At 68.6% G+C, this 12,836-nt stretch carries 15 protein-coding genes; 7 read left to right on the forward strand and 8 right to left on the reverse strand.

The window, feature by feature from the left end; translation table 11 throughout:
* Positions 1 to 6: 6 nt before the first annotated feature.
* From D7X12_RS07745 to D7X12_RS07765, 5 genes are all read right to left on the reverse strand, one after another.
* On the reverse strand, positions 7 to 3,003 hold the full coding sequence (locus D7X12_RS07745; protein ID WP_158619995.1) for a DUF1611 domain-containing protein: 2,997 nt from the start codon (positions 3,001 to 3,003) through the stop codon (positions 7 to 9).
* A gap of 49 nt (positions 3,004 to 3,052) precedes the next feature.
* On the reverse strand, positions 3,053 to 3,274 hold the full coding sequence (locus tag D7X12_RS07750; RefSeq protein ID WP_120624619.1) for a hypothetical protein: 222 nt from the start codon (positions 3,272 to 3,274) through the stop codon (positions 3,053 to 3,055).
* Positions 3,275 to 3,303: 29 nt separating this feature from the next.
* Complete coding sequence (locus D7X12_RS07755; protein ID WP_120624620.1) at positions 3,304 to 3,525, reverse strand: hypothetical protein; 222 nt, start codon at positions 3,523 to 3,525, stop codon at positions 3,304 to 3,306.
* Between the two features lie 30 nt (positions 3,526 to 3,555).
* Positions 3,556 to 3,771 carry a hypothetical protein gene (locus D7X12_RS07760; protein WP_120624621.1) on the reverse strand — a complete coding sequence of 72 codons (216 nt, stop codon included), beginning with the start codon at positions 3,769 to 3,771 and terminating at the stop codon, positions 3,556 to 3,558.
* Between the two features lie 78 nt (positions 3,772 to 3,849).
* A complete protein-coding gene (locus tag D7X12_RS07765) occupies positions 3,850 to 5,028 on the reverse strand; it encodes a DUF6068 family protein (protein WP_279637156.1) in 1,179 nt (392 codons plus the stop codon).
* A 346-nt stretch (positions 5,029 to 5,374) separates the two neighbouring features.
* Between D7X12_RS07765 and D7X12_RS07770 the strand changes: the two genes are divergently transcribed.
* The 6 genes from D7X12_RS07770 to D7X12_RS07790 all read left to right on the forward strand — a co-directional run bounded on the left by D7X12_RS07770 (position 5,375) and on the right by D7X12_RS07790 (position 9,726).
* On the forward strand, positions 5,375 to 6,142 hold the full coding sequence (locus D7X12_RS07770; protein WP_120624623.1) for a zinc-dependent metalloprotease: 768 nt from the start codon (positions 5,375 to 5,377) through the stop codon (positions 6,140 to 6,142).
* 3 nt (positions 6,143 to 6,145) lie between these two features.
* Positions 6,146 to 6,934 (forward strand): trypsin-like serine peptidase, encoded by a 789-nt coding sequence (locus tag D7X12_RS07775; protein WP_120624624.1) that lies wholly within the window; start codon positions 6,146 to 6,148, stop codon positions 6,932 to 6,934.
* 36 nt (positions 6,935 to 6,970) lie between these two features.
* Positions 6,971 to 7,114, forward strand: a complete 144-nt coding sequence (locus tag D7X12_RS42845; RefSeq protein ID WP_158619996.1) for a hypothetical protein — start codon at positions 6,971 to 6,973, stop codon at positions 7,112 to 7,114.
* Between the two features lie 73 nt (positions 7,115 to 7,187).
* Complete coding sequence (locus tag D7X12_RS07780) at positions 7,188 to 7,964, forward strand: M57 family metalloprotease (RefSeq protein ID WP_120624625.1); 777 nt, start codon at positions 7,188 to 7,190, stop codon at positions 7,962 to 7,964.
* Between the two features lie 69 nt (positions 7,965 to 8,033).
* Positions 8,034 to 9,386: a hypothetical protein gene (locus D7X12_RS07785; protein WP_120624626.1), complete on the forward strand. Its 1,353-nt coding sequence runs from the start codon at positions 8,034 to 8,036 to the stop codon at positions 9,384 to 9,386.
* A 136-nt stretch (positions 9,387 to 9,522) separates the two neighbouring features.
* Complete coding sequence (locus D7X12_RS07790) at positions 9,523 to 9,726, forward strand: hypothetical protein (protein WP_120624627.1); 204 nt, start codon at positions 9,523 to 9,525, stop codon at positions 9,724 to 9,726.
* A gap of 78 nt (positions 9,727 to 9,804) precedes the next feature.
* Here D7X12_RS07790 and D7X12_RS07795 read toward each other — a convergent pair whose 3' ends face one another.
* Positions 9,805 to 10,110: a hypothetical protein gene (locus tag D7X12_RS07795; RefSeq protein ID WP_120624628.1), complete on the reverse strand. Its 306-nt coding sequence runs from the start codon at positions 10,108 to 10,110 to the stop codon at positions 9,805 to 9,807.
* Positions 10,111 to 10,415: 305 nt separating this feature from the next.
* Here D7X12_RS07795 and D7X12_RS07800 point away from each other — a divergent pair, with 305 nt between their 5' ends.
* Positions 10,416 to 11,150 (forward strand): hypothetical protein, encoded by a 735-nt coding sequence (locus tag D7X12_RS07800; protein WP_120624629.1) that lies wholly within the window; start codon positions 10,416 to 10,418, stop codon positions 11,148 to 11,150.
* Positions 11,151 to 11,217: 67 nt separating this feature from the next.
* Here the strand turns inward: D7X12_RS07800 and D7X12_RS07805 are convergent, their stop codons facing one another.
* Together D7X12_RS07805 and D7X12_RS42850 are read right to left on the reverse strand one after the other, a co-directional pair.
* Positions 11,218 to 11,730, reverse strand: a complete 513-nt coding sequence (locus tag D7X12_RS07805; RefSeq protein WP_147443568.1) for a hypothetical protein — start codon at positions 11,728 to 11,730, stop codon at positions 11,218 to 11,220.
* 298 nt (positions 11,731 to 12,028) lie between these two features.
* On the reverse strand, positions 12,029 to 12,836 hold an 808-nt coding region (locus D7X12_RS42850), incomplete at its 5' end, for a hypothetical protein (RefSeq protein ID WP_120624631.1).

Below are 12,836 nucleotides of genomic sequence, written 5' to 3' on the forward strand. Positions count from 1 at the left end.
AGGCCATCACAGGTGCGTGAGCACGCCCTGCGCCAGCGCGTCCGCTTCCTCGGGGATGGCGTAGACGCGCAGCCCGGTCCGCTGCTCCATCCGCCGCCGCGCGTCCTCCAGCACCTCGTCGCGGACGCCCAGGAACCACGTCTCGGTCCACCGGCTGCCGAGCAGCTTGCGCCCGCCCATCATCGCCAGGCCCACCACCGTGCAGGGCACGCCGTGCTCGCGGGCCAGCGTCTCCAGGTATTCGCGTGTCGCGAGCACGTCCTCCGCCCGCGTGTCCACCGACACGCTCAACACCACCAGCCGCGGCAGGAACGTCTCATAGATGAGCGTGGAGGCATTGGTCCGGCGGTCCGCGCCGGCCGGCGAGTAGAGCAACCCGTTCTGCCCGCCGGTGATGACCAGGTCGCAGCCCTGGGCCAGCTCCGCCATCAGCCGCCGCTCGAACGCCAGCCGCTGCGGAGGCTCCACGCGCAGCACGCGCGAGTAGCCGGTGTCCGCGCCCAGCAGGATGCCCGTGGGCTCCGTGGCGTGGTGGCGCACGCGCACGTGCTTCGCCAGCGCCTCGCGCAGGTAGACCTGCGTGGTGAACTTGCCCTGCACCGTGTCCGTGCCGAAGACGCCCAGCAGGTTGCGCGGCCCGTAGTCCACCGGGCCCGGGTGCGCGAGCGCGTCCTGCTCCGGCACCGCCACCCGGAAGAAGAGGGACGGGTCCGGCTCCAGCCCGTCGAACAGGTCGTAATAGAGGATGTCGTCGTACAGCGACACCACCGGCAGGCGCCTGCGCGTGGCCACCTCCAGCAGCGCCCGGACGTGCGGGACCTCGGACTCGAAGTTGAGCGAGCAGGTGAAGATGACCGCGTCGAAGTCATGCTTCGCGATGTCCGCCGGATCGCTGCACACCGGCACGGACAGCGCCCCGGCCTGGATGTACGCGCCCGCATCGCTCAGCGACACCGTGTCGTCGAAGACGACCGACGCCGGCGCGAGGCTCTGGTCGCGGAAGCGCAAGAGCGCGTAGCCCTCCTTGTTGTATTTGAAGACGGCGGTCCGCTTCCCCGCGAGCACCTCCGTCACCCTCGCGCGCGTGTACAGGTGGCGGCTGCGCAGCGTGGGGGCCTGCTGGATGGGCAGGTACTGGTCGCCCTCCCAGATTTCACCCAGCTTCCGGTAGAGCACCTCCGGGTCGTACTTGGGATAGGTCCGGGTGTCCGGCGCGATGAGCAGCGGCACGCCGTAGTCCGGCATCTGGAAGGTGTGCTCGCGCCCGGAGCCCTCCACGCGCAGCGCATAGCGACCCTGCGGGTGCAGGAGGAAGTACTGGAAGCAGACGCGCAGCCCCGCGACGTCCACCACCTCGGGGTCGAGCGTGAGCTCCCGGCGCGCGTCTGTCTTTGAGCCCTCGCGGGACAGCCGGCGCAGGTGGAACGGCGGCGGCGTCTCCTCGCCGGGCTCGCCGGGCTTGCCGACGTGGACGAGCACGCACTTGAACGGGTCCACCGGGAAGGCCGTGAGCAGCTCGGGCGTGAAGGCCGGCAGGCGTGACACGACGTCCGCGAAGCGCGCCAGGAACAGCGCGCGCGCCCGCTCCCGCTGGGACGGGTCCGGCATCATGAAGAGCAGGTCGCTGCCGCTGAGCACCTCGAAGCGGCGCCAGGTCTCCCGCGTCTCGGCATCCACCGGCTCCGGGATGTGGGCCTCCGCGAGCTTGATGAGCGCGTACATCCAGCAGTTGCCCGGCGTCAGCCAGTGCTCGCTGTAGAAGTCCCGCCCCCACGTCGAATAGTAGAGCCGGGGCAGCGACGGGGGCGTGGGCGGCGACGACACGGTGACGGCCGTCTCACGGGGCTGCGCGGGCTGCATCACGCCGTCCAGCCACGCGATGCCCTCGTGCCACCAGTGGCCGAACAGCTCCGTGTCGAAGGCCAGCACGAACGTCTGCCCGTCCTGGACGAGCGAGCGGCGCGACTCCAGCAGGTCCCAGAACGCGCGCACGTGGTGGGGCACCTGGGCGCGGGCGGCCTCGCCGTCGTAGAGCCCCTTCTCGCCCAGCCCCACCTTCTGGCCGCTCACCGCGTGGTACTTGAGGCCCGTCCACACGTGCCCCCGCTTGTGGGCGGGCACGGGCACGCCCAGCTCCTCGAAGTACTCGGGCCTCACGTCGAAGCCCACGTCGCGGAAGAACTCGCGGTAGACGGGATGGGCCGGGAACGTGGAGTCGGGCGACTTCCACAGGTGCAGACCGATGCGGTAGTCGTGGACGAGCACCTCCAGGTCCTCGTGGCGGAACACGCCGCTCGGGTCCTGGGGTTGGGATGCGCCAATGCCATTGAGGCTGAGCGCGGTGCGGCGGATGCCGTGGCGCGTGAGCACGCGCTCGAGCCCCGGCTGGAAGGCACACTCGGGCAGCCAGAAGCCGTCCGGCTCGCGGCCGAAGACCTCCTGGAACGACTCCACGCCCCGCGCCACCAGCCGGTCCGCGGTGGCGGGCTCGAAGAAGGGCAGGAAGTTGTGCTGCGGCGAGGACGTCCACAGCTGCACGCCCGGCAGCCGCGAGCGCCCGAGCTGTGCGAACACGTCTCGCAGGCTGTGCTCCCTCAGGAACGCCAGGCTGTCCTCCACGCGCCGCAGGTACATGCCCGCGGTGTGGTGGACCCGGGCGAGCGCCTCGTCGGAGAGCGACTGCGGGAACTTCTCGTAGCGGTTGTAGAGCTCCAACCGCGACGTGCGCTCCAGCTCGCGCGTGGCGATGCGCCCGAGCAGGCGCAGGTAGCCCGTGTAGCGCTCCTCGCAGGCGAGGAGCTGATCCACGAGGCACGGGGTGAAGGACATCACCAGCGTGCCGTCGAAGCGCCGGGAGTCCCAGCGCTCCAGCATCCGGAACAGCGGGATGTACGTCTCCGTCAGCGCTTCGAAGAGCCAGTTCTCCGGCTCATCGAAGAGGGGGCCCTCGCCCAACACCTGCGGCATGTGGGTGTTGAGGATCAGGGTGAGGCGGGTATTCATGGTGGGACCGCGAGACGGATGAAGCGCAGGAGGCGGGGGAGGCGGAAGGCTAGGAGATGCCGCCGCTGCAGTCCTCGTAGGGGGACGTGGCGCCATCCTCCGAGCACAGCCGGTGGGCCGGGTTGTAGAGGTCCTGCCAGACCGTGCCCGGCCCCGACGCGACGAGCGTGTACGTGGTGGAGGAGAAGTTCGACGTGGCGAAGCCCGCGACGTCCGGCCCCCCGTTCACCTGCTCCAGCAGCTCCGAGACATCCTTGCGCGTGTAACGCATCCGTGGCCTCCGTGTGTGTGATTGCGGCCCTAGTAGCAGTGGAAGGTGGACGCGTCCTCGGCGGTGACGCGGCCCCCGTCCTCGCACACCCAGCGGGTGCCGTAGGTGTCCTGCCACACCTGTCCGCCGCCGAAGGACGGGACCAGGTTCCAGTAGGAGCCGCCAAAGTTCGACATGGAGAAGCCCGAGACATCCGGGCCGCCATTCACCGAGTCCAACAGCTCGCTGACGTTCTTGCGCGTGTATCGCATGGGGGACCTCGTGTGTGTGATTGGAGGGCGCTAGCAGCTGCCGCCAGCGTCCTCGCTGGGGATCTGGCCGCTGTCCTCACAGAGCCTGTGGCTGGGGTGGTAGATGTCCTGCCAGATCATCGCGCCAGCGGAGGGGACCAGGGTGTACGTGTAGCCGCCAATGTTCGACATGGCGAAGCCCGTGACGTCGGGGCTGCCCTGAACCGTGTCGAGCAGCTCGGAGATGTTCTTGCGCGTGTACCGCATGGATGGCTCTCGGGAGGTGGGGGGGGGGCCGCGAAAATCGGAATCCTAGGAAAGGGCGCGGAAGGGGGCAAGCCGGCGTTACTTCACGCCCCCGAGCCACGAGCCCCACCGGACGATCTTCGTGCCGCCCTCGGACTCGAGCTTGCCCCCGGCGACGACGCGCTCGGTGGTGTTGGAGAGCGGCTGGAAGCGCGCTTCGTAGGGCATGCCGGCGAGCGCCGGGGCCCACGGCTCGGCCGGGGAGGTCTCCGTGAAGACGCGCTGGGTGCCCTCCACGTCCTCGCGGCTCTGACGGGTGAGGGCGGGCACGGCGCGGTCCTGCACGGTGAAGGTGGTCCGGGTGGCGGGCGCGGCGGCGGAAGGCCCCTCCTCCGAGGTCAGCGCCTCCCAGGGCAGGCCCATCAGCAGCTCCTCGAGGGCCTCCGGCTCGGCCTCGGAGAAGTCGGTGCAGGGCGCCTCGTCGGTGTCGGGGTTGATGGGGGCTTCCGTGCGCAGGAAGTAGCCGCGCTCGGCGGCGAAGCACACGCGCTGCACCCCGGGCGCGGGGCCCACGTCCACGCGCCGCTCATAGAAGGCGCCCGGGCCCAGGGGCCGGTCCAGCGAAGGCACGGGGGCGTTGGCGCCCTCCGAGCCCTCGCGGAACTCGCGCAGCGTCAGCTTGAAGCCGCCGGGGATGTGGAAGCCCGCCGCCTCGGTGCTCGCCTCGAGCAGGCCGCGGGTGAGGTAGAGCGGGCCCGGCGCATTGGCATACACGCGCGCGCGCAGGGGGCCGTCCACGGGGCGCTGATCACTGACGTAGCGCAGGGCCTCCCAGGTGCGGCCCGCGTGGGTGGGGACCTCCGCGGAGGCCTCGCCCCCATGCGGCACGTCCAGTGGACGCGTCGTCTCAGCGCGCACGGGGACCAGCAGGTCCTGCGCCAGCCGCGGCTGCGGCAGCGGCTTGCCCGCGTCGTCCGTGAAGGCCGCGCGCACCCAGACCCACGGCTGCTTCACCGCCACCACCTCCAGCGTCAGCAGTCCGCCCACGGTGCGCGCGGTGCCGCCGCGGGGGTCGGGGCCCTGGGTCGCGGAGAAGGTGTAGGTGACGCGGTCGCCCACGCGGGCGCGCTTCCAGGCGTCCGCGTCCTGCACGGGCGCGGGCTGCTGGACCTGCGTGTCCGAAGGGGAGGGGCCGCGCGACTTCGCGCTCTCGCAGCCGGGGAGGAACGACAGGGCCGCGCCTAGCAGCACGGCGACAGGGAAGGGGGAGTGGCGCATGGGCATACGGGACGAGATACACCCGGAGTGCATTCATGCGATGGGTGACTGAGACCCCAGGGCAGGTGACTGATTCAAAGACACCACTGTCCGAATTTCGGGGCACCCCCTCACAGCGGGCAAAAATCCCGTCAGGGCAGCCACTTGGGACTCCAAGTGTCACGACTCTTTACAGTCTCGCCCTTCTGGCATGGAGTCTTGGGGCTCCACGCTAATCAACAATTGCCGGCTATTCCCCTCTGGATGCCTGAGTGGCCCGACAGTTGCTGAGTGGGCAGGCACGCGGTCCGCGGCTGACGGGAAGGTCAGGCGGCTGCGCATCCCCCGACTGAGTGGAGAAAAAGACATGTTCAAGAAAGCGGCAGTCCTCGTGGCGAGCTGTGGCGCGTTCCTGTCCGGCTGCGGTAGCGACCCGCAGGTCGAGAACCAGCAGATCGTCTCCAACCTCATCGAGGCTGGTTTCCCCGAGAACGACATCATGGTCGTCGACGACCAGGTGTACGTCGGCCGCGACGCGCACGTGACGCTCGAGGCGTCCGCGGAGATGCTCCAGACGGACCAGAGCACCCAGGAGCAGTACCGGACGACCAACCTCGTCGCCAGCAGCGTGACGAAGATCTGCATCAACCCCACCTCCGGGTTCAACAGCTACACCCGCCTCAGCCAGGGCCTGGACCTGGCCATTGCCAACTACAACGGCCTGGGGCTGTCCTTCACGATGGCGCGCGGCCCGACCACGGGTTGCAGCGCGAACATCACCGCGACGACCATGTCGGGCGCGGGCGGCTCCGCCGGCTTCCCCTCGGGCGGTCGTCCCTACGGGACCATCAACATCGGCACCGGCCTGAACACCTACAGCGTTGACGTGAACGAGCACGTCATCACCCACGAGCTCGGCCACGCGGTCGGCTTCCGTCACTCGGACTACTACAACCGCGCCATCAGCTGCGGCAGCGGCGGCAACGAGGGCACGGCGGGCGTGGGCGCCATCCTCATCCCCGGCACGCCGAGCACGGCGACGGTCGGCGGCTCGGTCATGAACTCCTGCTTCCGTTCGACCGAGTCCGGCGAGTGGACCAGCTCTGACCGCACCGCGCTGAACGCTCTCTACTAAGACATGGCAACAAGGCCCCCCGGTTTCTTCATGACGCTGCGGGGCCGCATCCTCGTGGGCACCGTCCTCCTTGGCCTCGCGGCCTGTGGGGAGACGGTGCCCGCGGTGCCGGAAGAGGAGGAGGATCCGCCCGTCTGTGGAACTCCGACCGTGCCGGAGGTGGGAAGCCTTTCGCAGTGCGGCCCCACCGCTGACTTCACCCCCATCAACAGCTACCAGGGCGAGCTCGCGGACGGCGTCCAGGCCACCGAAGACGCTGTCGTGCTGATTGAAGGGCGCTGCACCGGAACGCTGATTGGCGCGGGCGCGGGACCGGTCGTGGTGACCGCGGGCCACTGTGTCGGGCTGGGCGACCGGGTGCTGATGGTCTTCAACTTCGAGGACGCGTCGGACGGGGACCCGCTGGTGACCGAGGGCACCGTCATCGAGCAGGCGCTCGAACCCGACTACGCGCTCATCGCGCTGGACGTGCTCCCCGCCGTTAGGCCGGTGGTGCTGTCGGCGCGGTCCAGCGAGCGGCTGGCCATCATCCAGCACCCCCGGGGGCGGCCCAAGGTCGTCGCCGAAGGCGGATACCTGGATTCATGCCATCAGCTTGTCTATTACTCGGACCTGGACACCCTGGTCGGCAGCTCCGGCGCGGGCGTGCTCAACGCGCAGGGCCACCTGCTGGGCATCCACACCGACGGCGACTGTGACGAAAAGGGCCGCGGATCCAACCGGGGCTGGACCTCGGAGGCGATCGTGGAAGCGTCGCCCTACCTGCAGCCTGGCGACATCGTCGAACGCTGAGGACCCGCTGGCGCGACGCGAGGAGACGTCACGACCATGTGGCGTCGGTCGGCGTCGGAGCTCGAGCTGGGCATCCGCACGGGCCAGGGGCAGCCGCGTGTCTCCGGGAGCCTGCAGTTCGACCTGATCCCTGCGGTCGTGTACGCGGTGACCGCGAGCGGCGTGTACGGCGACCACTGAAGGCCGTTGTCAGCACTGACGCTCCCATGCCGGGAGCGTGGGAAGAACCGCATCACGAATCGGGGGAACGAACATGTTCAAGAAAGCGGCAGTCCTGGTGGTGAGCTGTGGCGCGGTGCTGTCCGGCTGCGGTACCGATGACCCGCGGATCGAGAACGAGCAGACCGTCTCCAACCTGGTCGAGGCCGGGTTCCCCGCCAGCGACATCCGCATCTTCGAGGACGCGGTGTACGTGGGGAACGACGCGCTCGTGTCGCTCCAGGCCTCCCAGGAGATGCTCCAGCCCGGCGAGGGGAGCCAGGAGCACTACCGGACGACCAATGTCGTCAGCAAGAGCCTGACGAAGATCTGCATCAACCCCACCTCCACGTTCAACAGCTACGCCCGGCTGAGCGAGGGGCTGAACCTGGCCATCGCCAACTACAATGCCCTGGGGCTGTGTTTCACCATGGTGCGGGGGCCCTCCACGGGCTGCAGCGCGACCATCACCGCGACGACCATGCCCGGCGTCAGTGGCTCGTCCGGGTTCCCTTCGGGGGGGCGTCCCTACGGGACCATCTCTATTGGCACCGGGCTGAACAGCTACAGCGCCGACATGAACGAGTACGTCATCACCCACGAGCTGGGCCATGCGTTCGGTCTGCGCCACTCGGACTTCTACTATCAGGCCGTCAGCTGCAACACCGGTGGCAATGAAGGCACCGCGGGCATCGGTGCCATCCACATCCCCGGGACGCCGACCACGGCCACGTATGGCGGGTCCATCATGAATGCCTGCCCCAGGAACCCAGAGACGGGCGAGTTCACCAGCACGGACATCATCGCGTTGACGTCCCTGTACAAGTGCTGATCCGCGGGTACTACTCCACCTGCGTGCGGGGTCGGTGAGCCCGCGCTGATCAGCCCCCAGGTGAATGACATGCCCTCCCTTCATGGACGCTTCTTCGCGGCCCGCGGTGTCCTCGCGGGCCTCCTGTTCGGAGCCCTGGCGGCCTGTGGTGGCGACACGGCTCCGGGCCCCGGCGGTCCCTCCGACGCGGGTGTGTCCAGGCCGGATGCGGGCGTGGATGCGGGCCTGCCGCCGCCGGAGATTGTTCCCATTCCCAGTGAGCAGGTGACGCTCTCCGGGCATGCCTACCGTGCGTACCAGCGCCCCGGTGACACCTTCCGCATCGTCTGCGAGGAGCCCTGTCCCATCGAGGAGAGGTACCTCTTCGCGCGCTACGCGGGCTTCCTGGCGGTGAAGGACGACCTGCTGTCGCTGACCGGGGTGGACGTGCCGTCGCGGCTGACGCCGGTGGACATCCACCTGACGGGTGACAGCCTCTGTGGGCCCCGGGTGGGAACCGTGGCCGGGTCGTCGTTCATGAACGTGACCGACCTCGCGCCGGGGCCCGGGTCGAACGTCTGTCTTTGGGAGCTGGAGGCCTCCCGGGCTCCGCTCCCGGAGGTCGCGCGACCCTTGACGGTGGAGAACGCCCTGGCGCGTGAGAACCAGGTGCTGCTGGCGCACGAGTATTCGCATGTCGTGCTCTTCCTTCGTCATGAGCTGTCCTACGAGTGGGTGGTGCGCGCCATCTCGTACCGGGTGGGAGGACAGGCGGACAGCTTCTGCTCCCCGATGAACCGGCAGTTCGCCCCCACCGCCTGGGAGCTCTGCCAGCGCAACGGAATGGACTACGCGCAGCTGGCTGAGAGCCTGCGGAGGCTGGACGCGCTGTGGGTCGCGGGCGAGGGGCTTGAAGACCTCTACCGGGACGTGCCACGCGCCACGTCGGCGTATCAGTACCGGCGCATCCTGGACGGGCTGGTGGGGAGCGACACGCTGGCGGCGTGCCTGGCGGGCGGTGAGCTGTGGGCGAACCAGTGCGGGGACGCCGCGAGGTTCACGCCCGCGGGGGGCACGGTCACGATGTATGGGGGCCTGGTGCACTGGGACCTGCCCGCGGGGGCGCTGAGCGCGGACGTCCAGGTCGAGCCGGGGACCTGGCGCAAGGGGATGGTCGTGCCGGAGCCGTGGTACCCCTTCATGTTTGCTCACGGCTATTCCTTCGAGCCGGCGTCCGTCACGTTCAATCAGCCGGTGCGGCTGACCGTGCGGTACGACCCGGCGCTCATGCCCGACGCCAGCGCGGAGTCGTCACTCACGCTCTACCTGCGGCCGGACGCCCAGCCGGCCCAGGCCGTTCCCGGTGCGGTGGTGGATCCGGTGGCCCATACCGTCAGTGCGCTCGTCACGAAGCTGGGGCGCTACGTCATCGCGCCCCGGTGAGAAGAGCAGGCGAGCGGACCCATGAGTCACGGGACTGACGGCTTTCCGCTGTCAGCTCCCGTCACTATGCTGGAGACCGGAAACCGGCACGAAACATCGGACCCCTTGTCGGTTCACCCTGAAAGGAAGGGTTGAGATGCGTCTCTCCGTCAAGAAGGCAGGCCGCGTGGTGCTCGCCATGCTCACGGGTGCCTCCATGTCGTTTGGTCTCACGCTGGCATTTTCCACGCCCGCGCAAGCGTCGCAGGTGGAGTGCGGTGCCACGGAGTGCAACCAGAGCTGTCAGAGCAAGGGCTTCCGGTTGGGCAAGTGCGTCAACGGAGCCTGCACCTGCTTCTGAGTGACCTGGTGTGAGAACCCCCTGAATGCGAGGCGAGGCCCGGACGCGCTGCCGGGCCTCGCTGGAAGAGAGGACTGCTCAGCTCTCGGCGGACGCGGTCTGCTCGGTGTCCGGGTGCGCGCCGCCGCAGACAGGCGCGGCGGCCTCGGACTGACGGGCCTCGCCTTCCGACACGGAGGCGGTCGTGACCTGTGATCCGGGGGCAGGCTCAAAGCAGTAGCCCGCCGCCTCACACGTGGTGCGATAGGTCCCCTCGTAACAGCCTGAATCGCAGGTCAACCACATGCAGGTCTCATCGCACTGCGGCGGATAGGCAAAGGCAATCGAGGGTGCGAGGGAAAGAACAGCCGAGACACTCATCAGGGATCTCATCAGCGTGCGCATGTGTGCTCCATGTGAGGGGGACTGCGTTGCGAGTGTGAGCCTCTTTGGGAATGGGGTAAATGCGCCATTTCGCATGAGCCACCGCGACACGGTGGAGTGTGTCTGACGACCCTGGGTCCATGGTTGTCACGAAGTAAATTTCTGCCGTGACGGTTGGCTGATTTTGATGTGCCGCAATGTGTAAAGCCGGCATTTGCGGTAATCCACTGAGGGTGATAGATGTCTTCACGCCGCGTCCCTGTTGGGCGTGCGCTCGTGGCAACCCCTGTTCATCCCCGTCCCTGGCCTCCCCACATGGAGAACGCATGACGTTCAAGTCGCTCATTGGTTCGCTGACGCTGGCCTCAATCCTGGTGGGAGGCACTTCCTTCGCGGCTGACAGCTACGAGCCGGTGCCTCCGCACGAGAACGAGCCCAAGCCCGACGGGGAGTCGAAGCTGGAGCGGGTTCCGCTCTCCTCGGTGCTGCGAGATGCGAAGCCGGAGGACCTGGAGAAGGAGCCCGAGGAAGGCTTCCTGCCGGACCTGCCCATCGAGGTGGACGGGGAGACGTACTCCGCCAAGGAACTCCAGGAGAAGGACATCCACCTGTCGCACTACGCGCTGGATGATCGCGCGGCCGAGCGCGGCGTGGTGCTGGGCTTCCGCAAGACGGAGGAGTTCAAGAAGTACCTGGAGGAGACCCAGCAGTTCCCCTCCGAGGAGAAGCCCAAGGGCCTCCAGACGGCCGCCTGCAATCCCTACTCGTACTTCTTCGAGCACGCCGGGTACTGGGGCAACTACTTCGCGGTGTACCCGGGCTACGGCTACAGCTACGTGGGCGGCTACTGGAACGATCGCATCTCCTCCCTCTGGAGCACCCAGTGCGGTCGCTGGACGGTCGTCACCGAGCACTCCAACTACAACGGCCACACGCTGTGGATCAGCCGCTCCTGGGCCCTGCCGAACCTGAGCAACTGGGGCTGGTACACCGGCTGGTGGCCGTTCCGTCGCTGGCACTCGTGGAACGACCGCATCTCGTCGGTCGTCGTCTACTGGTAGCCCCGGAGTGAAGGGGAGGGACCGGAGCCCGTCAGGGCTTCGGTCCCGCAGTCCCCCGCAGCTCCGGTCACTTGCGGCCGGACTCGGCATCACGTCGGCTCGGGATTCCATCGAGCCAGGTGCCTCCGCGGCGCATGAGCAGCGTGGGAAGCCTCCTCAAGGCCCAGGCCGCGGGACTCTCTACCCGCACCGCATCCTCGAACGGGAGGCGACGGGCGTATTTCACCTGGTCCGTCCACATCATCATCGCCTGTTGAGCGGCCTCGTCCTCAGGCCCCCAGACGTAGCAAGCCGTCGTCGACCCAAACCGGCAGAGCGCGCAGAGCTCCACTCCCAGGCCTCGCGCTCGCGCGCGCTCGAAGAGCGGGTGTGCAAGCTGCTCGTTTGACTCTCGCAGCGGCGCTCGAATCGCGATCCGCGGAGCGAAGCTCTCCCCGCCGTCTACGATGACGGGCTTCCGGCGCCTGATGAGCTGAAGGTCCTCTCGGAAGACCCAGGTGAGGTGCGTCGGATGCCCGTCTCGCGCCAGCGAATCACGCAAGGGCTCCACGGCTTCCTTGAATGGCGGAATCGCAGTCATGCGCGCAATCTAGCGCTTGCTGGCAACAGAAGCCCGGAGGTTGCGACGCTCAAGGACGAAGAGGGGCCCCGGCAACCTGCCCGTGCCCCTCCGGGCCTACCCGTGCTCCTGGGTCAGTTGGGGCAGCTCACGCTGCCCTTGAAGTTGCAGCAGTTGTTGCCCGGTCGCCAGGAGGCCGACGCTGCCGAGCACTGAAACACGTCGGTCTGGGTCGCTCCGGCACCGTCAATGACGTAGCAGAAGTCCGAGTACGCCGCCGGTTGCACGGCGCGGCAGGCGCCAATTCCTGGGGCCGCGTTCAGGGCTCCGGCGCGGGCGCTTGAGGAGCCGTGGGAACGGCATCCCCCATCTCCGCCTCCTTCGGGACCGGACGCATCACGATGGCGGCCCACAGTGCCAGGTGCCAGGGCAGCAGCAGGAGGCTGCCGGGGCCCATGGAGGCCGTGCCCGCGAGGCTCGCCAGTCCCCAGCCGACGAACAGCAACCACAGCCCCGCCGCGCCAACGACTTGCAGCCATCGCTTCCGCAGGCCGTGACCCAGGAAGGAGCACAGCGCGGGAAGCCACACCCCCACCATCCCGAGGATGAGGGATGGCCCGAGTGAGGAGCCCCAGTCGAACTGCACGGCGCCGGTGAACTCCGCGACCAGTCTGATGAGGCCCGTCTGGTGCAACGAGGACAGCAGCGTGATGACGACGCTTCCTGCCCCGGGGCCCGGTCCCGGACGTGGGCTGTCATTGACGGGGGGCGCGGACGGGTACGACTCCACCATTTCGGGCGGCAGCTCCAGCGCGTACGGATATCCCAGGGCCAGCAGGGCGGCCATGGCCGCCTGACGCACCGTCGTCCAGTTCTCCCCCCTGTACTTGCCCACGGGGTTGTCGCGCGACATCAGTCCCAGCAGCAGGTCCGCCCGCTCCCGGAGCGACGCGTCCGCGGCGGGGGCACGGCCCATTGCCGCGATGAGCGCGTCGATGTCCGCACGCACCATCCCAGGCGATTTCACCTCGGCCAGCAGGGCCGCGAGCGGGGGAAACGCCTCCGCCGTCTCCGCGGCCACGGGCTGGGGCGCGTCGGTCGTCTCGTCGGCGGTGGGCGGCGCGGGG

Origin of the sequence: Corallococcus sicarius (genome assembly GCF_003611735.1) — a bacterium.
GTDB classification, from domain to species: domain Bacteria; phylum Myxococcota; class Myxococcia; order Myxococcales; family Myxococcaceae; genus Corallococcus; species Corallococcus sicarius.

Bases quoted from the DNA above. Each gene is read 5' to 3' on its own strand.
- D7X12_RS07745 (WP_158619995.1), bottom strand. From the start codon at position 3,003: ATGAATACCCGCCTCACCCTGATCCTCAACACCCACATGCCGCAGGTG.
- D7X12_RS07750 (WP_120624619.1), bottom strand. From the start codon at position 3,274: ATGCGTTACACGCGCAAGGATGTCTCGGAGCTGCTGGAGCAGGTGAAC.
- D7X12_RS07755 (WP_120624620.1), bottom strand. From the start codon at position 3,525: ATGCGATACACGCGCAAGAACGTCAGCGAGCTGTTGGACTCGGTGAAT.
- D7X12_RS07760 (WP_120624621.1), bottom strand. From the start codon at position 3,771: ATGCGGTACACGCGCAAGAACATCTCCGAGCTGCTCGACACGGTTCAG.
- D7X12_RS07765 (WP_279637156.1), bottom strand. From the start codon at position 5,028: ATGCGCCACTCCCCCTTCCCTGTCGCCGTGCTGCTAGGCGCGGCCCTG.
- D7X12_RS07770 (WP_120624623.1), top strand. From the start codon at position 5,375: ATGTTCAAGAAAGCGGCAGTCCTCGTGGCGAGCTGTGGCGCGTTCCTG.
- D7X12_RS07775 (WP_120624624.1), top strand. From the start codon at position 6,146: ATGGCAACAAGGCCCCCCGGTTTCTTCATGACGCTGCGGGGCCGCATC.
- D7X12_RS42845 (WP_158619996.1), top strand. From the start codon at position 6,971: ATGTGGCGTCGGTCGGCGTCGGAGCTCGAGCTGGGCATCCGCACGGGC.
- D7X12_RS07780 (WP_120624625.1), top strand. From the start codon at position 7,188: ATGTTCAAGAAAGCGGCAGTCCTGGTGGTGAGCTGTGGCGCGGTGCTG.
- D7X12_RS07785 (WP_120624626.1), top strand. From the start codon at position 8,034: ATGCCCTCCCTTCATGGACGCTTCTTCGCGGCCCGCGGTGTCCTCGCG.
- D7X12_RS07790 (WP_120624627.1), top strand. From the start codon at position 9,523: ATGCGTCTCTCCGTCAAGAAGGCAGGCCGCGTGGTGCTCGCCATGCTC.
- D7X12_RS07795 (WP_120624628.1), bottom strand. From the start codon at position 10,110: ATGCGCACGCTGATGAGATCCCTGATGAGTGTCTCGGCTGTTCTTTCC.
- D7X12_RS07800 (WP_120624629.1), top strand. From the start codon at position 10,416: ATGACGTTCAAGTCGCTCATTGGTTCGCTGACGCTGGCCTCAATCCTG.
- D7X12_RS07805 (WP_147443568.1), bottom strand. From the start codon at position 11,730: ATGACTGCGATTCCGCCATTCAAGGAAGCCGTGGAGCCCTTGCGTGAT.